Genomic DNA, 23,046 nt, shown 5'->3' with positions numbered 1-23,046 from the left:
AACTATCAGGCTATTTAACTTATGTAAATAAAGATTACAATGATGCAGAATACGTTAATAAATCAACAATTTTAGTTGCATAAGCATATTCGTTATCATACCATGATATCACCTTGTAAAAATTACTATTTAGTTCTAAACAAGCGTCGGCATCAACTATAGATGTTCTCGTATCAGATACAAAATCTTGCGAAACTACTTTATCTTCTGTATAACCTAATATTCCTTTTAAACTACCTTCTGATGCTTCTTTTAAGGCTGTCTTAATAGCTACTAAAGAGGTAGCTTTTTCAGTTTTAAAAGTTAAATCGACTAAAGAAACATCAGCTACAGGAACCCTAACTGCCATTCCTGTTAATTTACCCTCTAATTCAGGAATTACTTTTGTTACTGCTTTTGCAGCTCCGGTTGATGCCGGAATTAGATTATTTAAAACCGACCTTCCTCTTCTTCTATCTCCATTCGGGCTATCAACTACTCCTTGTCCTGAAGTGGCTGCATGTATAGTTGTCATTAATCCTTCAACAATTCCGAATTTTTCATTTAATACTTTAGATAAGGGTGCCAAACAATTTGTTGTACATGATGCATTTGATACAATTGTATCTTCCTTTTTCATTTCGGTATGGTTAACACCCATTACAAACATTTTAGCATCTTTTGATGGCGCTGAAATGAATACTTTTTTTGCCCCTCCTTTAATATGTAGTCCTGCTTTTTCAGTTGTTAAAAAGAAACCTGTTGATTCAATTACATAATCAGCTCCTACCTCATTCCATTTTAAATTCTCTGGATTTCTTTCAGCAGTAACTCTAATTTTTTTTCCGTTTACAATTAACTGCCCGTCTTTTACAGTAACCTCACCGTTAAAACGCCCATGAACAGAATCATACTTTAATAAATATGCTAAATAATCGACATCTAGTAAATCGTTAATTGCAATAACTTCTACATTATCTCTATTAATTGCAGCTCTAAAAGCAATTCTACCTATTCTTCCAAATCCGTTAATTCCTATTTTAATCATATTTATTATTTTAATTTTCTGTTTTATGTAGTCATGATATCAGAAACTCGTAACAGTTCTAAATCAATACTATCTTGTCCTTTAATTGCTTTTTCTAAATCGGTAGTAATCACTTTATTATTTTGTAACCCTACCATTAAGTTTGTTTGATTATCTAATAAAAGTTCTACTGCTTTTACACCTAATCTACTTGCTAAAACTCTATCAAAACATGTTGGAGATCCTCCTCTTTGCATGTGTCCTAAAACCGAAACTCTAACTTCATACTCTGGTAGGTTTTTTTCTACGTAATCAGCTAATTCAAAAACATTTTTTCCTGTTTTATCTCCTTCTGATACCACTACAATACTTGATGATTTTCCGGTTCGTCTACTCTTTTTTAATGACTCTAACATTCTTTCTAGCCCTAAATTTTCTTCAGGCACTAGTATTTCTTCTGCTCCTGCACCAACTCCGGCATTTAAAGCTATAAACCCTGCATCCCTTCCCATCACCTCCACAAAAAACAATCGGTTATGTGATGATGCTGTATCTCTAATTTTATCAATAGCTTCAACCGCTGTATTTAAGGCGGTATCATACCCGATAGTGTGTGTGGTACCAGAAATATCATTATCTATTGTACCTGGTATTCCTATAATTGGAAAATTAAATTCTTTATTAAACACAACACCTCCTGTAAAAGAACCGTCTCCTCCAATTACAACTAGGGCATCGACTTTATGCTCTTTTAAATTTTCATAAGCTTTTTGCCTTCCTTCTTTAGTTCTAAAATCTTTTGATCTTGCTGATTTTAGTATAGTACCTCCTTTATGAATAATATTATTAACGCTACGAGCCGTGAACGGAACTAAATCGCCTTCTATTAAACCTTGATACCCTCTGTAAATTCCCATGCATTCAGTACGGTAATAGGCACATGCTCTTACCACCGATCTAATTGCCGCGTTCATGCCAGGAGAATCCCCTCCTGAGGTCATGACTGCTATTTTTTTTATTTTTCCCATAAGATGAATATCAAATTTACTCATTTTAAATTATTTTAAATACAGAGAAATATTACCAAAAAGCATTACTTATGCTAATTTTTTTAAAAAAGAATTATCTTCTTTTATTGATTCTATAAACGCTATTAATGGTCTTCTAATAAAGTTTTCAGGTGCTTTTATTTGTCTTTTTTCTAATACTTCTTTTATTATTTCACGAGCATGGTACCCTATAGATCCAATAAAATATATAGGTACTTTATTTAACTCATTACTATACTTAAGCAACTGTTTATCAACAAATTCAGATATACAATTGGTTATTATACTTTTAGCATACGGATGCTCAATATTTTCAAATAGAAAACGAGCGTATTTGGCTAAATATTTATTAGGCATTTTTGATCCGTATAATTTAGAAAGTACTTTATCGTTATTTAAATTAAATTCTTTTTCTAACGAAAACTTTAAATCTTCCGGTAATTCTTTATAATAATAAGCTCTTAAAACTTCTTTTCCTAAATGATTACCACTACCTTCATCCATTAAAATATATCCCATTGCTTTTACTCTCTGCTCAATTGTTTTTCCATTAAAAAAACAGCAATTAGAGCCTGTACCTAAAATAGCTACCACCGATGGTTTACGTGATGCTGACAGTACTGCCAACATTAAATCTTCTTTAACTACTATTTTTGATAAATTATTAAAATAGCTATTAAACACTTTTTTTACTTTTCGTTCTGCTTTTATATTATTGCAACCTGCTCCAAAAAAAAAAACAGCAGTTATTTCATTTTTAAACTCATTCAACTCTTTACTATTCGTAAGAATTTGATGAATACTTTTTTTCTTTAAAACAGAAGGGTTTACACCTGCCGTTCTTAACCTTTTGACAACCTTATTATTTATAAGTTCATACAAAAACCAATCACATTTTGTAGAACCACTATCTGCTATTAAAATCACCTTAAGAAGCTTTTAATTGTACATTATTTTGTCTTATCCTAACGATTAAATCGTTTACTATTTTTTTACCATAATTGGTTGTCAACTCTTTAGTATCTTCTGTAACAACATTCTTTTTATTTATTATTGTAAATGGAGTATTACTTTTTGAAATATTATAATAACTTTTATTACCTGCTAAATATTTTTCTGAAAAAAAAGAGGTGCAAACAATTAACCCATCAATAATATCTTCTGATAATAATTTAATATAATTCACTTCTTTATTAGGATTATTACAAGTTTGATATATCATAACCCGATGACTATTTTCACTTGTTTCTTCTGTTATTCCGTTTACTAAATTGTAAAAAAAATCGTTTCTAAAATCAGGAATAATAACACCTATTATAAAGTTTTTTTTCTTTTTTAAATTTCGTGCAAAAAAATTAGGTGTATAATTTAACGCTGAGGCTATTTTTATTATTTTCTCTTTAGTTAGTGTACTAATTTCATGACTATCATTCAAAGCTTTTGAGACTGTTGATATCGAAAATCCTGTTTCTAAAGCTATATTTTTTAGTGTTACTGTGTTTTGTTGCATTTTTAAAAAGATTTTTCGCTGATTTATAGATAAAAGATTCAAAAAAAATCTTTATCAACTTATATTATATATCATTTGTTTACCCTTCACTTAACATGAATCGGTTACATTCAAGTTAACTTTTTTACTAATTTTTCTAATGAAGAATAAACCATTAACTCTGTATCCTCAAGCGGGTTACTTAATTTTTTTAAAGTTTTTTGAAGTTTCTTACTTTCTTTTTTATTAAAAGATTGCCCTTCTTTTAAAACTTTTAAAAGTAATAAGGAGACGTTGTTTAAATCACTATAAGATGTTTTTATGTTTTTTAATAACGGATTGTTTGGTATTGTTGAAAAATTACTAAACCCTTGACTCCATCTTTGAAGTAAAATAATTATCTCTTCTTTACTTTCATTTGATGCCTCTTTTAAAAATCTTTCGGTTGCTTTATTAAAAGTAATCGCATCTACAGCATCGGTTGAACAAGCATCTGCAAAAAGTGTAAATGGTGAAAACGTTTTGTACTCTGTACCGCCTTTGTTTCTTGAATATACTTTTAAAGGCTCGTAAATATTAGTCAATATTTTTAACGAAGTAACATCTTTTGTTTTGCTGATGTTTCTTAAAATAAATTCTTTATTTTTAAGATGCGTAATTCCTAATTCTTCTAATTGACCATTAACAACAGTTAATCTTTTTCGCATATTATCAACATCTGTCACTTTTTTTGAAGACCAAAATCGTTCTGCAATAGCAGCGGTTCTTGGCCAAATTCTAGAATCAATTGTAAGCGGAGTTACCAACTCACTCCACATGGTTGCCTCAGCTCCTAAAACTCTTTTTCGCTCTTCTTTAGTTAGTATCACATCTCCTATAGGATCTACTGAATAATGATGTTCTACCGACAACATTCTATCAATATAATATCCGTTAGAAAGTACGGTTTGATATCCTTTTTTAGCAGCTTCTATTAAAGTACTTTGTTTTAATCCTTCGTGTTTTCCTCTCCAAGAATGAATCACTGCTGTAGTTGGTAAAGATGGTGTTAATATTTCATCCCAACCCATTAACTTTTTATCTAACTTTTTTAATATTTTTTCTAATCTGATGTTAAAAAAAGTTTGTAAATCATGGTTTGTTTTTAAATCGTGCTTCTTTTTAAATGCTTGAATTTCTTTATTTTCATCCCAATGTTTCCCTTCATTTTCATCACCTCCAATATGAAAATATTCATCTGGAAACAACGGTGCTATTTCTCTAAATAAGGTTTCTAAAAATAAATAAGTAACTTCTTTTGACGGATTTAATGTTGGATCAAAAACTCCAGAAAAACGCTCAACACCGTACTCATAATTATCTTTACTTCCTAACTGTGGATAAGCTGCTAATATTGCTGATGCATGCCCAGGGACATCAAATTCAGGTACTACTCTAATTCCTAATTTGGTAGCGTTATTAACTACATCTTTAATTTGTTCTTGCGTATAATACAATCCGTCGGCTGCAATTTCTTGTAATTTTGGATACACCTTCGACTCTACCCTAAACCCTTGATCATCTGTCAAATGCCAATGAAAAACATTTAACTTTACCGATGCCATGGCTCTTAAATTTCTTTTAATTACATCTATTGGCTGAAAATGCCTTGAAACATCAATCATTAAACCTCTCCAAACAAAACGAGGTGAATCTTTTATTTCAACCCCAGCTATATAAAAAGAATTTTTATTAAAATTTACTAATTGCAATATTGTTTCTAAAGCTCTTATTGCGCCAATATCAGTATTTGCAACAATCTCAATTTGACTCTTATTTACATGAATAATATATGATTCATCTGTATCAGAATTTAAAGCACTTACATTTTTAAAAGTAATTTTAACCGTTGCTTTTTCTTTTTTTACCAAAGGAAACCCCTCGTTAATAAAAACACCCGTTCTATTCGTTACTCTTCTAATAAAATTAGTTGCATATTCATAAATTCTACTCTCTTTTTTAGACAAACTAATCGTAAAATTTTCATCAACAATTACCTTATTTTTATTTTCTATTATTTCTTGTGGCCAAGGCATTAAATTATATTTTTTTGATAATTTATGTTGACTAGTCATACTTAAGAAACAAAGTAAGAAAACTATATAAAGCTTTTTTATTATTATTTTTAACATCTATTATTATTTTTCTGAAAATTTTACGACTATTGTTCTGCTTATCTTATATTTTTTTTGTTTTAAAAGTGGTATCTTTTAAATGCCTCGATAGCTGCGTAATTAGCCATTCCTAATTTATGATATCTTTCTGCTGTTAATCTATTTCTATCTTCAGCTCTTACCCAAAATTCTCTAGCATCGTTTCCTTGAAACATAACACCATCTTTTTGAGATTGATGGTAAAAAATTGCGTGACGCTTTTTTATTACCTGATCAGGACTCATAGGTACTGCCATTTCAATTTCATGTGATCCCCATTCAAACCAAGCTCCTCTATACAACCAAACCCAACAGTCTTTCATATACTCTTTAGTTTTAAGTATTTCTATCGCTTCAAACAAAGCATCTAAACACACTTTATGAGTTCCATGTGGATCTGCTAAATCACCTGCGGCATAAATTTGATGCGGCTTAATATCTTCTATCAAAGCACACATAATATCTAAATCATCTTTTGACAGATTATTTTTTTTTACCTTTCCTGTTTCATAAAAAGGAAGGTTTAAAAAGTGAACATTCGAATCTTCAAGGCTTAAGTATCTTGTTGCAGCTAATGATTCTGCTCTTCTAATTCCACCTTTTAACATTCTAACCTCTGGGGAATCAATATGATTTAATGTTTTATTTTTAATACTTTTTATAATCGCATCTAAACCTTCATGATCTGATGTTAATGTTTTTGCTACCTCTGCAAATTTTAAAGCGTCGCTGTCTGCTACTGCAATATTACCTGATGTTTGATAAGCGATATGCACTTCATGACCTTGTTCAACCAAACGATCAAATGTTCCTCCCATAGAAATAACGTCATCATCTGGGTGCGGGCTAAAAATAAGTACTCGTTTTTTTGAGGGTGTTGCTCTTTCAGGGCGATTACTATCATCTGCATCTGGCTTACCTCCTGGCCAACCTGTAATTGTATGTTGTAACTTATTAAATATCTTTATGTTAAAATCATAAGCACTTCCCCCTTCTTCTGATAATAAACCAGACATACCGTGCTGGTTGTAGTCTTTATCAGTAAGTTTTAAAATTGGTTTATCAACTTCTTCACTTAACCAAAACACTGCTTTTTTCTTTAATTCTTCTGTCCAAACACATGATGTTACTAACCAAGGTGTTTTAATTCTTGTTAACTCTGTTGATGCTTCTGCATCAAGAATAAAAGTTGCATTTTTATGTTTTTGTAAATAACTAGCTGGTATTTGTGATGTTATTTCTCCTTCAATTGTTTCTTTAATAACTTTAGCTTTGTTAATACCCCAAGCTAGCAACACAACTCTCTTTGCGTTTCTAATGGTATTAATACCCATGGTTATTGCTTTTCTAGGTACATTATCTATCCCTAAAAAACTAGGTGCTGCATCTTGTCGTGTTATATGATCTAAGGTTATACTTCTTGTTCCTGAATTATAATGCGATCCTGGCTCATTAAAACCTACATGACCTGTTCTACCAATACCTAACAATTGAAAATCTAACCCTCCTGATTCTTTTATTTTAAACTCATAATCTACACAATATTGATGAATTTCTTCTGCCTTTATTGTACCGTCTGGAACATTGATGTTTTCTGGTAATATATCAATATGATTAAATAAATGTTCGTGCATAAAATAATGATAACTCTGCACATCATCTGGTTGCATTGGCCAATACTCATCTAAGTTAAAAGTAACTACATTGGCAAAACTCAATCCCTCTTCATTATGTAAGCGAACTAACTCTTCATATACTTTAATAGGTGAAGATCCGGTTGCTAAACCTAAAACGCATTTTTTATTTTCGCTCTCTTTTTGTTTTATCAGCTCAGCTATTTCATTAGCTACAATCTTTGAAGCCTCAAGAGAATTGTTAAAAATTATATTATGATTTTTCTCATAACGAGTCTCCTCAAATTGACCTGCAGGTTGATATACTATACTTTGGTGATTATATATTTGTACGTCTTTAATCATCGTATTTGTTTTTAGTAAATTTAATGGCTATCTCTTTTTTTTACTAACTTTTTCGACTAAAAGCTAAAAAAAAGGCATAAAAAACAACCAGAAATACATGATGTACTTCTGGTTGTATTATTCAAATAAAAAAACAGTGTGCTACTTAAAAATTTGATGCTCCGGTATCCCACCAAAGTCTTGTACCTCCATTATCTGGACCATTCAAATACCCAACAGCGGTTGTTACATTTGCTCCATTAGTATTCTTTTCAATATCTACAAAGTTAATACGACGCACTTGAATATTGGTATCAATATCTCCTCCACTATTATTTACAACAACAGGGAAAACTCTTGGATATCCTGTTCTTCTAAATTCTGACCAAGCTTCTTGCCCATCAGGAAACATTGCAATCCATTTTTGAGTAATTATTTGCTCTAACTGCTCTTCATTAGAACCAGCATCGTTATAAGCTACTTTTACATCACTTGCATACGCTATATCATTTGCATTATTTAACGCATCTACAAAATCGTTTGGTGTACTTGTATTATCTGCTAAATAAGCATCTACTCCCGAAGAACCATGCTGCATGAAAGAAGCTCTTACTCCTGCTTCGTAATTCATTTTAGCATCTCCGGCTCCTGCCCAACCTCTTAAAGCTGCTTCTGCTTTTAAGAAAAACACCTCTGCTGTTGTTAACCATACTTTACTATTAGCATTTGTAACAATATTTCCTATTGCAGAATGATGTTCATACTGAGATTTAGCAGTAATATCAATTCCTTGACGAATCCCTTTATAATCACTTAAAGTCACATCAACTGGGATATTAAAATATTCACTTATTCTATTATCATTAAATCCTTTTAAAATGACTTCCATTTCCGCACTCATTCTAATATCTCTCCACCCACTAATTGTTGCTATTGGATGCGTAAAGCCTCCCATATCAACTGTCATTGTTTCAGTAATAAAACCAGCATCACTTGCTAAGGCTTTTTCTCCTTCAGTTTTTGCTAAAGCTTGATCTGTCTTAGAAACTCTAATAGCTAATCGCAATCGTACTGAATTTGCAAAAGCTCTCCATAATGCAATATCTCCTCCTAAATTAGATTCGTCAAAAGGAATAAATTGTACATCTCCTTCATACTGTTTTAAACCATCTATAGCTTCATCTAAATCTGCAAAGAAAGCTTTATATGCATTTTCTTGAGAATCGTACTCTCCGGTAGTTGCATAATCATCATATTTTGAATATCGTATTGGCCCGAAATTATCAGACACCCTATGCATTGCCATTACCTTAATAATGTTTGCTAAAAAGATAAATTTCTCTCCACCTGCTGAGTTTGTTAACTCAACCTGTTCTTTTATACCCCTAGCATAAGGCATTACTCCGTTCCCATTCTCCGCGTCATAAGCATCCGTCCATATAAAACCATTCCATCCATTAACTAAAGCATAAGTCTGGTTGTTTATATTTCCTGCAAACGGAGTTGGAGAAGCCATGTAACCAGAAAAAATATCTGCACTTAAATTTTGTTGCAATTGATAATTCCAAGCTGGTTCAACACGAATTACATTTGAGAACATTGGTGAAAACCTAGATCCGATATGGTTATTTCTTTGCGTTAAACTTTCGTTAGATATTTTGTTTGGATCGGTATTAATCCCTGTAAAATCATCTGTACATGCATTAACAATAACTAAAACTATTAATAGCTGTATATATTTAATTGTTTTTTTCATTTCTTAAAAGTTTATATTAACATTAACTCCAATACTTCTTGTTGATGGTTGATTATAAATATCAACCCCTTGCAAACCTATACCTGTACTTGCAGAAATATTTGGATCAAATGGAGCCTCTTTGTAAAAGAAGAATAAATTATTTGCTATTAGTGATAATCTTACACTTTTAAAGAAATCATTTTTTACAGGTAGTTTATATCCAATAGATAATTCTCTTAAACTTACATTAGTCGCATCATACACATACTCGCCTAACATACCATCTCTACCACCTATTGTATTATAATAACTCTGTGCAGTAATTTGAGATCCAACACCTGCTTGATCCACAACGTTAATCATTCCTCCATTAATATTTCTAGCATCAGCAGTTGCTTGTGAAACACCATACTTATCATTTACAGCTTCTGTTACACTTACTACATCTCCTCCGAATTTACCATCAATTAAAAAACTAAACGTAAAGTTTTTATAATCAAAAGTATTACTCCAACCTAAAGTAAAATCTGGTTGCGCATGAGCTATTGTTTCAAAATCAGTAGATTCTAAAGTTCCTGATGCATTAACTACTGGCACTCCATTAGCATCTCTTACTAAAGAACGTCCTTTAATACTACCAAAGTCTTCTCCTTCAATTAATGAAAACTCATAACCATTAACACCTCTTGCTGTAATAATAGCTTCTCCGTTCTGTAGTGATGGATGTACTGCTACTACTTCATTTTTATTTTGTGCAAAATTCAATGCTGAATTCCATGTAAAATTATCATTCTGAATAGGCTTACCATTTAATACTAATTCGATACCTTTATTTGATATCTCTCCCGCATTTACGATATTTTGTGAATATCCGTTTGGATTAGGTGCCGCTTGAATAAAAAATATTTGATTTTCAGTTTTAGTATTATAATATGTTAATTCTAAACCTAAACGATTATTTAAAAATCGCCATTCTGTACCAATTTCAAACGCTTTTTGTCTTTCTGGTTTTAATGTTTCCCCTTCAATTGGAGCAAAAGTTGGAGAACTTACAGAGGTATTTGTTTGATTTATTGAATTTAAAGGTATCGTTGCATAAACAGGAATATCTTTACCCACCTCAGCATAAGAAACTCTAACTTTTGCAAAATTAATTGCTTCTGGCATTTCAAACATTTCTGATAAAACCCCTGTTAAACCTACTGATGGATAAAAAAACGAGGTAGACTCTGTGTTTACTAATGTAGAAGACCAATCTGTTCGACCTGTTATATCTAAAAACAGCCTCTTTTTGTACCCAAAGTTTGCTGATGCAAATACAGATTGTACTTCTCTATTTCCTACTGATTGTCTAATATTATTAGTTGTTGCAAAATTTGCTATTGTAAATTCATTAGGGAAATTTAATCCCATTCCGTCTCTTCCTGAATCTAATAAAACTTGATCTCCAATAGTATACTTAGTTAAACTAGTACCTAACAATCCTGTAAAACTTATATTTTCTGAAAAATCCTTAGAATAATTTGCGATTAAATCAACATACTGTTGTGTGTTTTCAGTTTTTTCTAACACATATCTTCCATTATCACCAGAATTTACAGGATCTGTACCTGCATACTCTCTCTTATCAAAAGTAAAAAATGATTTATCATAACTAACTCTTGATTGTAACGAAAAATCATCTGTTATTTGATATTTAGCAGACACATTTGCTAAAATTCTTTGCGCAACATCTTTACTTAAATTTCTATTAACTAACCAATATGGATTTTGTTGAATATTCTCATCAAATGAGGTCGTATATTGATCCATCATATTCGTTACTTGATTAAAATACTCAAATTTATTTTTGTAAATATCTCTATCAATTCCAACAGGATGCAAATAAACACCTGTTAATGCATTTGCATACAAACCATTGGTAGGTCTGTTATTAATTCTTTGATCCGACAAGTTAATACTAGCTGAAATATCAATTTTATCATTTAAAAACTTAGCTGTTTCTCTTAACGTTACATTGTTTTTAATTAATTTATTTTGAGGTATTACTCCTTCTGCTAAGGTATTAGCATAAGAAAAGTATGTTTGTACTTTAGCGTTACCCGATGTTAAAGCTATTGAATTGATTGCTGTATAACCCGTATTAAAAAAACTTTTAGCATCATTAGATAATCCTGCAGTTTTTGTCCCCCATGATTTAGGATCTGCTACATTACCATTTTCAGCAATCGCACCTCCAACAGAAGCTGATTGATATTCTGATTGCAACTTAGGCAAAGACATTACATTATCAACCGTAAAACTAGATGATACGTTTACTGACAATCTACCCTCTTTACCTTTTTTTGTGGTAACTAAAATTACACCATTTGCTCCTTGACTACCATATAAAGCTGATGCTGACGCACCTTTTAATACCGTAATAGACTCAACATCATCAGGATTAATTAAAGACATAGCATCTCCACCATCTCTATTTCCTGTTTGACTACCAAAAATATCAGTTCCTGGCTCTGATCCGTTAGAACCATTACCACTATTTAACATTGGCACACCGTCAATAACATATAAAGGATCATTGTTTGTTGTAGAAGAATTACCTCTTAAAACAACTTTAGCAGCCCCTCCTAAACCAGAAGAACTTCTTGTAATAGTAACCCCAGCAGATTTACCTGACAAACTATTAATAGGATTTGTTTGCTTTACTTTGGTTAATTCATCACCTTTTACTTCTTGTGCAGAATACGTAAGCGCTTTCTTTTCTTTTTTAATACCTAAAGCAGTTACAACCACCTCATCTAAGACGTTATCATTTTCTAATGACACATTAACAACATTAGCATCTCCTACTGTTACCGATGTTGTTTTCATACCTACAAACGAAAAGACTAAAACATCTCCTTTGGCAGCTTTTACACTATATTTTCCATCGAAATCTGTTTCAGCACCTTTGGTTGTATTACTTATTATTACACTTACACCCGGTAAAGGCTCCTTGTCAGTGGCTGACATTACTGTTCCTGTAATTGTTTTTTCTTGTGCTAACGAATTGTAGGTTAACATCAACGAAAAACAAAAGAATAACAGGTTTTTAATTTTTTTCATAAAATAAAAGTTAATTATTTGTTTTGTTAAATTTAGGTTAAATAAAAAAAGACTTTAAAAAAAAATATACGAACGACTTAAAAACAGGAACAAACAACATATTTTTTGTAAAAATGACAATTCTATAAAATTTCTTATTGTTTATTACTAAAAAAAAATTATTTTTCTACTTTTTTCAACACATTAAAAGATAAATGCCCAATAAAATATTAAATAAAAAAAGCAACAGAACTATTTCAAGAAAACACCATATTATATTTTGGTTAAGTTATTTTGTTTTTAACGTGGTACGATGGGGTAGCTATTTTGATGATTATTGGTATTCTTTAAAATCAAATTTAGTTGAATTTCCCTTACATATAATATTAGTTTATACAAACGTGTATTTTTTTATACCTAAATACTTAATTACCAAAAAGTATAAAACTTATGTTGCTTTATTGCTTTTAGCTTTAGGTATGCTTTATATGATTAGAACAGGTTTAAATTATATATTGGTTACCAAAAATATTTGGCCTGAAACAGAACTATATCAACAAGCTTTTACCTTTAATCATATTACAGCAGTTACTATTGGCGAACTTTATGTTCTTGCTTTAGCTACTGCCATAAAACTAACAATAGATTGGATTAATCAAAAAAACAGAATAGAAACCTTACGAAAAGAGCATTTAAAAAGTGAATTAAACTTTTTAAAATCTCAAATACAACCTCATTTTTTTTTTAACACTCTTAACAATTTATACGCTTTAACTCTAGAAAAATCTAACCTTGCTCCTGACGTTGTTTTAAAATTATCAGACATTATGCAATATGTTATTTATGATATAAAAAAAAGTAAGGTGAAATTATTAGATGAAATTAAGTATATTCAAAATTATGTTGATTTAGAGCTTTTACGTTGTCATGAAAATTCAAAAATAGATATTCATATAAAAGGAAATATTAATGACGTAAAAATTCCTCCTTTAATTTTTCTATCTTATATTGAAAACTGTTTTAAACATGGTAACAAAAATAGTAGCGATTTTTATATTTGTATTAAAGTAAAAAAAGAATCAAATGATTTTCTTATTTTAAACATCGAAAACTCAATTGATGATACCAATGTATTTATGAATAATAATTTAAAAGGAGGTGTCGGAAATTCTAACACAAAAAGAAGACTAGACCTTATTTATAAAAACAACTATCGTTTAAATATTCAAAAAAAGGTAAAAAAATTTACCGTAAACCTTAAAATTCCTTTAACTTAAAAATAAAAAAGTGAACATAAACTGTGTTATTATAGACGACGAACCTTTAGCTATAAAGGTTATTAAAAATCATTTACAGGAATTTAAAAACATCGTAATTGTTGATACTTTTAACAATCCTATTGAAGCGATGCATACTATTGAAAGTAATAAAATAGATGTCATCTTTTTAGATATCAACATGCCTAAAATGAGCGGATTAGAGTTTTTACGAAATACAAAAATAAAACCATACGTAATAATTACTACTGCTTATCGAGAATTTGCTATTGAAGGATACGACTTAGATGTTTTAGATTACCTTGTAAAACCAATTCCTTTTCCTCGATTTTTAAAAACCATTAACAAACTAACCCAACGCATACAAAGTAATAACACGGATATAGAAATAACCAAAAACTCTCACATATTTTTAAAAGTTGATAAAAAACTCGTTAAAATAAAACATAACGACATTTTATATATTGAAAGTTTAAAAGACTATATAAAAGTTACCACAATAGAAAACAATTACGTTGTACACAAGTCCCTAACAAGTATAACTGAAGAATTACCGAGTGAATATTTTTTAAGAATACACAGATCTTACACTATTGCCTCTGATAAAGTTAATTATATTGAAGGAAACTCTTTAAACATTAATAATAAAAGAATCCCTATCGGACGAAAGTATTTAAACATCACCAAGCAAATTATTTTAAAGACAAACGACGAATAAAATGAATCTCTTTATTTAAATGTTGTTTAACAAAAAAATAACGTTGTTAGTAGAATTTATTAACACAAAGGTATTCAACTTCCCTAAATTTAAAATCTAAAATTTAAAATAAATGATCAACTTAGGCTTGCTCGATTCTTCAATCATCATCGGTTTTTTCATTCTCTCATTACTCATTGGTATATGGGCTTCAAAATCTGCAGGAAAAAGCAGTGCTGAATTCTTTTTATCTGGTAGAAACATGCCTTGGTGGTTATTAGGAGTTTCAATGGTTGCAACCACTTTTGCTGCTGACACTCCTGGTTTAGTGACTGAACTAGTCCGAAAAAATGGTGTTTCAGGTAACTGGGTTTGGTGGGCAATGCTACTAACAGGAATGCTGACCGTTTTTTTTTATGCTAAACTTTGGAGAAAATCTGGAATTAGCACCGATTTAGAATTTTATGAGTTGCGTTACTCTGGTAAAATGGCAAGTTTTTTAAGGGGCTTTAGAGCTATTTATTTAGGGGTAATTTTTAATATTATTACCATGGCGGGTGTTTGTTTAGCGGGAGCTAAAATAGCCAACATTTTATTAGGTATTTCGCAAGGTGAAATGCTTTTATATTCATCGATAATTGTTGTAATATACTCTTCTTTAGGAGGATTAAAAGGTGTTTTATTGACTGATTTTGTGCAGTTTTTAATAGCGATGGTCGGTTCAGTTTGGGCAACTGTTTACATTTTAGACTTACCAGAAATAAATGGATTATCTAATTTATTAAGCCATCCAAATGTAAGCGATAAACTAGCTTTTTTTCCTGATTTTTCTAATACTGAAGCTTTAATTACATTATTTATAATTCCGTTTGCAGTGCAATGGTGGAGTACTTGGTACCCTGGTGCCGAACCTGGTGGAGGTGGTTATATTGCACAACGTATGTTAGCTGCCAAAGATGAAAAAAACGCAACCTGGGCAACCTTATTTTTTAACTTTGCACACTACGCTTTACGTCCTTGGCCATGGATTATTGTTGGATTAGCTTCATTAATCATTTTTCCGAGTTTAGATAGCATGAACCAAGCTTTTCCAAGTTTATCAGCAGACATGCAAGGACATGATGTTGGATATGCCGCTATGATGACTTATTTACCTGCCGGATTGTTAGGTATTGTATTAACTTCATTAATTGCTGCTTTTATGAGTACAATTTCAACGCAGTTAAACTGGGGAAGTTCATATTTAGTAAACGATTTTTATAGCCGATTTATAAATAAAGATGCTTCTGAAAAACAAAAAGTTGTTGTAGGTAGAATATCAACGGTTTTATTAATGTTATTTGCCGCATTATTTTCTTTTTACTTACAATCTGCAAAAGATGTATTTGATTTATTATTACAAATCGGAGCCGGAACTGGATTGTTATTTATTTTACGTTGGTTTTGGAGTAGAATAAATCCGTATAGTGAAATTGCAGCAATGGCTATTTCTTTTATTATTGCTGTTTTCTTTTTTGTTAATGGAAAAATGGAAACACCAATGGTTGAAATCGCAGGATACTGGCAGTTAATTATAGGAGTAATCATAACAACCATCGGATGGGTTACAGTAACACTTTTAACACAACCTAGCTCTCGTGAAACTATTACAAATTTTGAAAACTTAATTTTTGACGGTGAAAGTAAATTTAAAAATATAGGTGCTAAAATAGTAGGTTTTATTACAGGTACTATTGGTGTTTACAGCTTCCTATTTGCAACAGGTAACTTTATTTATGGTAAAATGTTATTAGCCATCACACTATCAATAGTTACCTTACTATGTATATATATTTTGAGGAGAATTTGGAAATACATCTCTTAAAACCAAAAAAAGCCTTAAGATAAATTTATTTTAAGGCTTTTTTATAACTTGATAATACGATTTGAACTTTTTCGTTTTCAAAAACGGTGGGAAATAATTCTTTAATAATTGTATGATATTCGTAGTTAATCGCTATTGCATTTCTTAAATGTGTTAAACCATAATCTTCCTTTTCTAAAATCATAAATAACCCGCACAAGCGATATTCTATCTCAGCAAATTCTTTGTATATTTTTTTTGCCTTAACAACTACTTTTAAAGCTTCATTAAAATTCCCTAAAAACAATAAAACATCTGCCAGTGTAATGTAAACTTCCACCTCTTGCTCTTCTATACTAACTGCGGTATAAAAAGCTTTTACAGCTTCTTCATAAAAATTTAGCTTCAAATTAATGTCTGCATATATTTTCCAGTAAAAAGAATTTATTTCATCTATCTGTAGTGCTTTATTAATATAATACAATGCTTTTTGATAGTCATTATCTTTATAACAAGCACTTGCCAACAGCATCCAACCTTTATCCAATAAAGGATCTTCGTGAACCGCTTTTTTATAAAAATGTATTGCTGTATGAATAGTATCTAATTTTTCATAACACTTACCTACCCTTATGTAGGCAAAAGCAGTAGGATCATCTAATTCAAGGGTAATTAAATAGTTACTAATTGCTTCTTCATAACGACATAACTCTTCTAATGTTTTTGCCTTTTCTAAATACCCTCCAATAAAACTTTCATCTATCAACACAGAAAAATCAAAAGCCCTAAGTGCCTTTTTATGCATTTCTAATTCAGAATATTGTTTTCCTAATTGATGCCAAGCCACTTCACAATAAGGATTAACATCTACATATTCATTTAAAAACTTTATTGCCTCAATATGTTTTTTTTGCATATCAAAACAATACACAACATTATATAAAGACGAGTAATCTTCATAATCTTCAGCTACACACTTCTCAAAATTTAATCGGGCATTTTCAAAATCATCTAAATACAAATACTCCATACCTAACATTGACCAAATATCAGCAGGATCCTCAACATAAGATAATGATTCTTTTAAAACATTTATCGCTTTTATATGTTGCTTTTTTTTAGATAAAATTAATGCTTTTTGAATAAAAACTTCATCATTATGAGGTTCTATTGCTTCAATATCAGTTAACATTTTAACTGCTTCTTGTAGTTTATTTTCAAAAATAAAAATCTCTACCTTCATTAATTTCAATTGAATTGAAGTAGGGTGCTGTTCTAAACCTAACTGTACAGCTTTTTTTGCCAAGGAATGTTTTGCTATATTTAAATAATGCTCAATAATTGTTTCAAACTCAACAGCATCAAAAAAATATACATCGTTGGTTTTCAACATAGACTCAAATTTCAATATCGACATAAGTTACATGTTTCATGTATATATAAATTTACTACAAGAATAAGAGTTTTTCACTATTACCAATTTTTGTTTTCAACAATTTAATTAACAATAATATACGTATGATCTCTTTTATTTTTCTTGTTTGAAAGAACCAATTATTTTTCTATATTTGGAATAACTAAAGTTTTACAAAAACTTATATCTAATAAAAAATAAAAAAAATCATGAGTAAATTTGACGAAAAAGTAGAGTTGTATAAAAAATTTATGGACGATAGAGATATTCGCTCTAACACAGATTTATTAAAAGCTGTTACTAAAGGCCTAGGTCCTTCTATTTACAAAAAAGACGCTGAAACTGTATCTGGTACTGATGCTAAAGAGCTAGAAACAGTAAAGAAAAATTTTTTAATGAAAAAATTAGGTTTAGCTGATAGCCCTGAATTAGATAAGGCTATTGATGAAGTTATGGAAAGAATTGGAAGATCTGAAAGAAACAAATATCGTGCTGTAGTTTATTATATGTTAGCTAAAAAATTTGATAAAGAAGCTGTTTACGGAATGTAAAATTTACTATTTTCATAAAAAAAAGTCTTGTATTGATTTTAATACAGGACTTTTTTTATTTTAGCCACAACAAACAAACTATATTTATGTCGCAATTTATTAGTGTTTTTGACATGCTAAAAATTGGCGTTGGTCCCTCAAGCTCACACACTTTAGGTCCATGGAGAGCCGCCCAACAATGGATTGAAAAGTTAAAAAAAAATACTCTTTTTAACAACATTGATGGTATTAGAATAGATTTATATGGCTCTTTATCACTAACAGGTAAAGGACACGCTACTGATTTATCAGTATTATTAGGATTAAGTGGTACGGATCCAGAATATATTCCTGTTGAAAATATAGACACTATTATAGGTAAAATAAAAGAAACGAATCGTTTAAATTTTAATGCAGAAAAACAACTCGTTTTTTCAACCGAAAACATTGTTTTTAACAAAGATTTTTTACCTTTTCATTCTAACGGATTAACCTTTCGAGGTTTTACTAAAGGAAAAGAAGTTTCTACCGAAACCTACTACTCTATCGGTGGTGGTTTTGTTATTCAAGAAGAAGTAACCACTCCTTCTGATACTGAAATTAATAAACAAAACTTTCCTTTTCCAATAAACAGAGCAACCGAATTAGAAGCATACTGCGACAAAGAGCAAAAAAAAATATCTGACATTGTTTATCAAAACGAACTTGTTTTAAAATCTTCTACCGAAATAGACACCGAATTAAAACGAGTTTGGGAAACCATGTTAGAATGCATGTATATCGGTTGTCATACCGAAGGTGTTTTACCTGGCGGATTAAATGTAAAACGAAGAGCTTTTGACACGCACAAAAAACTCATAAAAGAAGCTAATTACACGAATCAAAGTGAATGGATTACTGCCATTAGAAGTACCGAAGTAAAGTTTCGTGAAATTTTAAAATGGGTAAGCTGTTTGGCTTTATCTGTAAATGAAGTAAATGCTGCTTTAGGTAGGGTTGTTACCGCTCCTACCAATGGAAGCGCTGGAGTTATCCCTGCTGTTTTAATGTATTATTTAGTAATTGAAAACCATAAAGCTGATTTTGAACATATTAAAAAATTCTTATTAGTTGCAGGCGAAATAGGAAGTATTTTTAAGAAAAATGCGACAATATCAGCAGCTATGGGAGGTTGTCAGGCAGAAATAGGTGTTTCATCTGCAATGGCAGCAGCAGCACTAACCGAGCTTTTAGGTGGTACACCAGCACAATGTTTGGTTGCTGCTGAGATAGCAATGGAACATCATTTAGGTTTAACCTGTGACCCTATTGGTGGCTTAGTGCAAGTGCCTTGTATTGAACGTAATGCAATGGGAGCTATTAAAGCAATTAATGCTGCTGAGATGGCTTTAGAAACAGATCCTAAAAATTCTTTAGTGCCTTTAGATAAGGTAATTGATACCATGTGGGAAACAGCTAAAGATATGCACCGAAACTATAAAGAAACTTCTGAAGGTGGCTTAGCTATTACTGTTGGTTTGGCCGCTTGTTAAAATAATTGACGCATAATAAAAAAATGCGTCAATTAAATATTAACGTGTAAAAACCAATTCGTTTTCTGATGACATTTCTTCTGAAAACAAATAACCATCAATGTTAAAGCCCTGTAAACCATCTATGGTTTCAATTTCGTTTTCAATTATATAACGAACCATTAAACCACGTGCTTTTTTAGCAAAGGTCATAATTGTTTTATATTGTCCGTTTTTAAAATCTTTAAAAACAGGAGTAACCATTGGCACTTTTAGTACTTTTTTAGGCAACGCTTTAAAATACTCTGTACTTGCTAAATTTACCAGCAACTCATCATCTGCTAGTTCTTTATTTAAAGAATCTACTAATTGATTGTTCCAAAATTTATACAAGTTTTCTGTACGACCTACTTTTAACTTCGTTCCCATTTCTAAACGGTAAGGCTGAATTAAATCTAAAGGTTTTAACAATCCATATAATCCTGATAAAATACGAAGTCGTTCTTGTAAAACTGGTAATTTATCTTCTGCCAATGTAGTTACATCTATCCCTCTAAAAACCTCACCTGTAAAAGAAAAAATGGCTTGTTTTGCGTTTTCTAATTCAAATGGTGTTTGCCAATTTTGATTTCTTTCATAATTTAAACTAGCTAAATCATCAGAAATTTTCATTAAGTCACTTAACTTTTTTCTAGAAAGTGTTTTTAGTTTTTTATTCAGTTTTGCTGATTGTTCTAAAAAACGTGGTTGTGTGTATAAATTAGTGTTTGCTTTTGTTTCAAAATCTAATGATTTTGCAGGAGATATAATTATTTTCATTCAACTAGTATTTTTATATAAAAGTAACAAGTTATTTTAAAATCTAATATAATTTTATGTATTTATAATCAATTATGGTATTGATAAATCTAATAGTTTTTTAAACTCTTAATCCATCATATGCTAAAAACACATTTTCAGGCAGCTCTTTTTCTACTTCTTCATGTAAACCTAACAACTCGCTTATATGCGTTAAATATGCTTTTTTAGGTTTTAATTCTTTAATAAAAGCCAAAGATTCTTCCAAATTAAAATGCGTTGCATGTGGCTCTCTTCTTAATCCTGTTACAATAAGTGTATCTAAACTATATAATTTCTTTTTTTCTTCTTCGGTAATTGTTTTAATATCTGTAAGGTAAGCAACGTCATTAAATCGATAACCTAAAATTGGTAATTGTCCATGCATTACCTCAATCGGAATTACATTTACATGATTAAAGTAAAAACTTTGCTGATGAGAAATAATGTTCGGTGCTACTTTTGGTGCACTTGGGTACCTATTTTCAGTGGCAAAAATATAGTCATATCTTTTTTCTAAAACTTTAAGCACTCTCTTTGAAGTATAAATTGGTACCGCTCCCATTTGAAAACAATAAGGTCGTATTTCATCTAAACCCGCAATATGATCAGCATGTTCATGAGTAAATAAAATCCCGTTAATCGATGCGATTTCTTCTCGTATCATTTGCTGTCTAAAATCAGGGCCACAATCAATCACATAATTATAATTATCCCATGATATTACTACCGATGAACGTAATCTTTTATCTCTTGTATCTTTAGAAAGTGCTACGGGGTGTTTACTGGTAATCATTGGAACACCTGTTGAAGTACCTGTTCCTAAAAAAGTTACTTTTATTTGCTTTTTTTCTTCCATTGTTAACACAAAAATACGACAAATATTGCCTGATAACTCCTATTTTCAGTACATTTGTTGTCCGTAACAAAAATTAATAAAATGGCAATTACGCTTAAAGGAGATCAAAAAATAAGTACTGTACCTACTACAAACAGTAAAGCCTTAAAAATCAACCTGAATGCCCATATTTATGGAACATTTGCAGAAATTGGTGCTGGGCAAGAAACGGTTCGTAATTTTTTTAGAGCTGGTGGTGCTTCAGGTACTATTGCAAAAGCAATGAGTGCTTATGATAAAGATTTTTCTGATGCCATTTATGGTGTTGAAAGTGACAATCGTTATGTTACCGAAAAAAGATTAAAAAAAATGTTACGACATGAGATGGACTTGATTGAAGAACGTCTTGATCGTCAAAAACATCCTGAAAAATTATTTTTTAGTTACGCTAATACAGTCGCAACCATTAATTTTTCTAAAAAGTTTAAAGGTCATGGTTGGGTAGGTATCCGTTTTCAGTTAGACCCTCTTGAAGATTATAATGAAATTATTTTACACCTTCGTTTTAAAGAAACTGATGCTCGTCAGCAGCAAGAAACCTTAGGTGTTTTAGGTGTAAATTTAGTTTACGGAGCCTATTATTTAAACGACAACCCTAAAGAGTTATTAAAGTCTTTTTACGACAATATTGATAGTGACCGCTTAGAAATTGACATGATTAATTTCTCTGGACCTCGTTTTATGTATGTTGATAATCGTTTAATGAGTTTACAACTTGTTAAAAACGGAATGACGAATGCCGTTATGTTTGGTCCTGACGGAAATAATTTATTACCAGCTCAAGTATTATATAAAAAGAATATTTTAGCACTTCGTGGTAGTTATCGTCCTGTTACCAAAGTAAATATGGACATGTTTGAGCGCTCTAAACAATTATTTTTAGCAGAGAAAAAAGTAAATCCAGAAAAAACACAAGTTATTTTTGAAATTACCTTAAGTAATCTTCGTGCTGAAGGTGAAATTAACGAACGTGATTTTTTAGATAGAGCTGAATTACTTTGTGCATTAGGGCAAAATGTAATGATAACCAACTACCAAGAATACTTTAGATTAGTTGATTATTTTAGTGAATTTACCAAAGAAAGAATGGCTTTAGCTATGGGTGTTAATAATTTAATTCAAATTTTTGATGAAAAATATTATCGCGACTTAAGTGGTGGTATCTTAGAAGCTTTTGGTAAACTTTTTTATAAAGACCTAAAGGTATACATGTATCCTTATAAAGATGAAGAAAAGGGAGAGTACATTACTAGCGAAAATTTAAAAGTGCACCCACGAATGAAAGAACTTTATAAGTTCTTTAAAAATAATGGTAGACTTATAGATATTAAAGATTTTGATCAAGAATCTTTACATATTTTTTCAAGAAAAGTTTTAAAAATGATTAAAAACAACGAAGAAGGATGGGAAAACATGCTTCCAGAAGGTGTTTCTGAAACTATTAAAGAGAAACGTTTGTTTGGTTGTTCAAGAAAACGATCATAATTTTTTAGTCTTTTTTTAAACCTTTTATTATCTTTAAT

Annotated in this window: 17 protein-coding genes; 6 read left to right on the top strand and 11 right to left on the bottom strand. The window is 30.6% G+C overall.

The window, feature by feature from the left end; genetic code table 11:
* Window positions 1-34 precede the first annotated feature (34 nt).
* From gap to Q4586_RS03980, 8 genes are all read right to left on the bottom strand, one after another.
* Window positions 35-1,027, bottom strand: a complete 993-nt coding sequence (gap, locus tag Q4586_RS04015) for a type I glyceraldehyde-3-phosphate dehydrogenase (protein WP_303526538.1) — start codon at window positions 1,025-1,027, stop codon at window positions 35-37.
* 23 nt (window positions 1,028-1,050) lie between these two features.
* A complete protein-coding gene (gene pfkA / locus Q4586_RS04010) occupies window positions 1,051-2,034 on the bottom strand; it encodes a 6-phosphofructokinase (RefSeq protein ID WP_068704173.1) in 984 nt (327 codons plus the stop codon).
* Window positions 2,035-2,103: 69 nt separating this feature from the next.
* Entirely contained in the window at window positions 2,104-2,982 is an 879-nt protein-coding gene (locus Q4586_RS04005) for a BadF/BadG/BcrA/BcrD ATPase family protein (RefSeq protein WP_303526536.1), read from the bottom strand.
* A gap of 1 nt (window position 2,983) precedes the next feature.
* The gene (locus Q4586_RS04000; protein WP_068704180.1) at window positions 2,984-3,565 is read right to left on the bottom strand and encodes a LacI family DNA-binding transcriptional regulator; all 582 of its coding nucleotides are present in this window, start codon (window positions 3,563-3,565) and stop codon (window positions 2,984-2,986) included.
* A 110-nt stretch (window positions 3,566-3,675) separates the two neighbouring features.
* Entirely contained in the window at window positions 3,676-5,658 is a 1,983-nt protein-coding gene (locus Q4586_RS03995; protein ID WP_303526531.1) for a beta-N-acetylhexosaminidase, read from the bottom strand.
* 119 nt (window positions 5,659-5,777) lie between these two features.
* A complete protein-coding gene (gene nagB / locus Q4586_RS03990) occupies window positions 5,778-7,715 on the bottom strand; it encodes a glucosamine-6-phosphate deaminase (protein ID WP_303526529.1) in 1,938 nt (645 codons plus the stop codon).
* Between the two features lie 145 nt (window positions 7,716-7,860).
* Window positions 7,861-9,450: a SusD/RagB family nutrient-binding outer membrane lipoprotein gene (locus Q4586_RS03985; RefSeq protein ID WP_068704183.1), complete on the bottom strand. Its 1,590-nt coding sequence runs from the start codon at window positions 9,448-9,450 to the stop codon at window positions 7,861-7,863.
* Between the two features lie 3 nt (window positions 9,451-9,453).
* Window positions 9,454-12,537, bottom strand: a complete 3,084-nt coding sequence (locus tag Q4586_RS03980; protein ID WP_303526524.1) for a SusC/RagA family TonB-linked outer membrane protein — start codon at window positions 12,535-12,537, stop codon at window positions 9,454-9,456.
* Between the two features lie 194 nt (window positions 12,538-12,731).
* Between Q4586_RS03980 and Q4586_RS03975 the strand changes: the two genes are divergently transcribed.
* The 3 genes from Q4586_RS03975 to Q4586_RS03965 all read left to right on the top strand — a co-directional run bounded on the left by Q4586_RS03975 (window position 12,732) and on the right by Q4586_RS03965 (window position 16,354).
* Window positions 12,732-13,793, top strand: a complete 1,062-nt coding sequence (locus tag Q4586_RS03975; RefSeq protein ID WP_303526522.1) for a sensor histidine kinase — start codon at window positions 12,732-12,734, stop codon at window positions 13,791-13,793.
* 10 nt (window positions 13,794-13,803) lie between these two features.
* Window positions 13,804-14,511 carry a LytR/AlgR family response regulator transcription factor gene (locus Q4586_RS03970; protein ID WP_068704192.1) on the top strand — a complete coding sequence of 236 codons (708 nt, stop codon included), beginning with the start codon at window positions 13,804-13,806 and terminating at the stop codon, window positions 14,509-14,511.
* 112 nt (window positions 14,512-14,623) lie between these two features.
* Entirely contained in the window at window positions 14,624-16,354 is a 1,731-nt protein-coding gene (locus Q4586_RS03965; RefSeq protein WP_303526518.1) for a sodium:solute symporter family protein, read from the top strand.
* Between the two features lie 25 nt (window positions 16,355-16,379).
* Here the strand turns inward: Q4586_RS03965 and Q4586_RS03960 are convergent, their stop codons facing one another.
* Entirely contained in the window at window positions 16,380-17,726 is a 1,347-nt protein-coding gene (locus tag Q4586_RS03960) for a tetratricopeptide repeat protein (RefSeq protein ID WP_303526516.1), read from the bottom strand.
* A gap of 230 nt (window positions 17,727-17,956) precedes the next feature.
* Here Q4586_RS03960 and Q4586_RS03955 point away from each other — a divergent pair, with 230 nt between their 5' ends.
* Both Q4586_RS03955 and Q4586_RS03950 read left to right on the top strand, forming a co-directional pair.
* Window positions 17,957-18,298 (top strand): DUF2853 family protein, encoded by a 342-nt coding sequence (locus tag Q4586_RS03955; protein ID WP_068704195.1) that lies wholly within the window; start codon window positions 17,957-17,959, stop codon window positions 18,296-18,298.
* Between the two features lie 86 nt (window positions 18,299-18,384).
* Complete coding sequence (locus tag Q4586_RS03950; protein WP_303526512.1) at window positions 18,385-19,809, top strand: L-serine ammonia-lyase; 1,425 nt, start codon at window positions 18,385-18,387, stop codon at window positions 19,807-19,809.
* Window positions 19,810-19,848: 39 nt separating this feature from the next.
* On the opposite strand, the gene yaaA is transcribed toward Q4586_RS03950, so the two are convergent.
* Together yaaA and Q4586_RS03940 are read right to left on the bottom strand one after the other, a co-directional pair.
* Entirely contained in the window at window positions 19,849-20,607 is a 759-nt protein-coding gene (gene yaaA, locus Q4586_RS03945) for a peroxide stress protein YaaA (protein WP_303526509.1), read from the bottom strand.
* Between the two features lie 100 nt (window positions 20,608-20,707).
* Entirely contained in the window at window positions 20,708-21,484 is a 777-nt protein-coding gene (locus Q4586_RS03940) for an MBL fold metallo-hydrolase (protein WP_303526507.1), read from the bottom strand.
* Window positions 21,485-21,565: 81 nt separating this feature from the next.
* Between Q4586_RS03940 and Q4586_RS03935 the strand changes: the two genes are divergently transcribed.
* Window positions 21,566-23,008: a TonB-dependent receptor gene (locus Q4586_RS03935; protein ID WP_303526504.1), complete on the top strand. Its 1,443-nt coding sequence runs from the start codon at window positions 21,566-21,568 to the stop codon at window positions 23,006-23,008.
* The last annotated feature ends 38 nt before the right edge of the window (window positions 23,009-23,046 follow it).

It is taken from the genome of Tenacibaculum soleae (assembly GCF_030549005.1).
GTDB lineage: Bacteria > Bacteroidota > Bacteroidia > Flavobacteriales > Flavobacteriaceae > Polaribacter > Polaribacter soleae.
Note: the sequence above shows the minus strand (reverse complement) of the source record. Positions and strands in the feature narration are given on the sequence as shown.

Excerpts from the sequence above, each read along its gene's own strand:
- nagB (WP_303526529.1), bottom strand. The coding sequence starts at position 7,715 with ATGATTAAAGACGTACAAATATATAATCACCAAAGTATAGTATATCAA.
- Q4586_RS03980 (WP_303526524.1), bottom strand. The coding sequence starts at position 12,537 with ATGAAAAAAATTAAAAACCTGTTATTCTTTTGTTTTTCGTTGATGTTA.
- Q4586_RS04000 (WP_068704180.1), bottom strand. The coding sequence starts at position 3,565 with ATGCAACAAAACACAGTAACACTAAAAAATATAGCTTTAGAAACAGGA.
- Q4586_RS03965 (WP_303526518.1), top strand. The coding sequence starts at position 14,624 with ATGATCAACTTAGGCTTGCTCGATTCTTCAATCATCATCGGTTTTTTC.
- Q4586_RS03995 (WP_303526531.1), bottom strand. The coding sequence starts at position 5,658 with ATGACTAGTCAACATAAATTATCAAAAAAATATAATTTAATGCCTTGG.
- yaaA (WP_303526509.1), bottom strand. The coding sequence starts at position 20,607 with ATGAAAATAATTATATCTCCTGCAAAATCATTAGATTTTGAAACAAAA.
- Q4586_RS03975 (WP_303526522.1), top strand. The coding sequence starts at position 12,732 with ATGCCCAATAAAATATTAAATAAAAAAAGCAACAGAACTATTTCAAGA.
- pfkA (WP_068704173.1), bottom strand. The coding sequence starts at position 2,034 with ATGGGAAAAATAAAAAAAATAGCAGTCATGACCTCAGGAGGGGATTCT.
- Q4586_RS03935 (WP_303526504.1), top strand. The coding sequence starts at position 21,566 with ATGGCAATTACGCTTAAAGGAGATCAAAAAATAAGTACTGTACCTACT.
- Q4586_RS03960 (WP_303526516.1), bottom strand. The coding sequence starts at position 17,726 with ATGTTGAAAACCAACGATGTATATTTTTTTGATGCTGTTGAGTTTGAA.
- Q4586_RS03985 (WP_068704183.1), bottom strand. The coding sequence starts at position 9,450 with ATGAAAAAAACAATTAAATATATACAGCTATTAATAGTTTTAGTTATT.
- Q4586_RS03950 (WP_303526512.1), top strand. The coding sequence starts at position 18,385 with ATGTCGCAATTTATTAGTGTTTTTGACATGCTAAAAATTGGCGTTGGT.
- Q4586_RS03940 (WP_303526507.1), bottom strand. The coding sequence starts at position 21,484 with ATGGAAGAAAAAAAGCAAATAAAAGTAACTTTTTTAGGAACAGGTACT.
- Q4586_RS03955 (WP_068704195.1), top strand. The coding sequence starts at position 17,957 with ATGAGTAAATTTGACGAAAAAGTAGAGTTGTATAAAAAATTTATGGAC.
- gap (WP_303526538.1), bottom strand. The coding sequence starts at position 1,027 with ATGATTAAAATAGGAATTAACGGATTTGGAAGAATAGGTAGAATTGCT.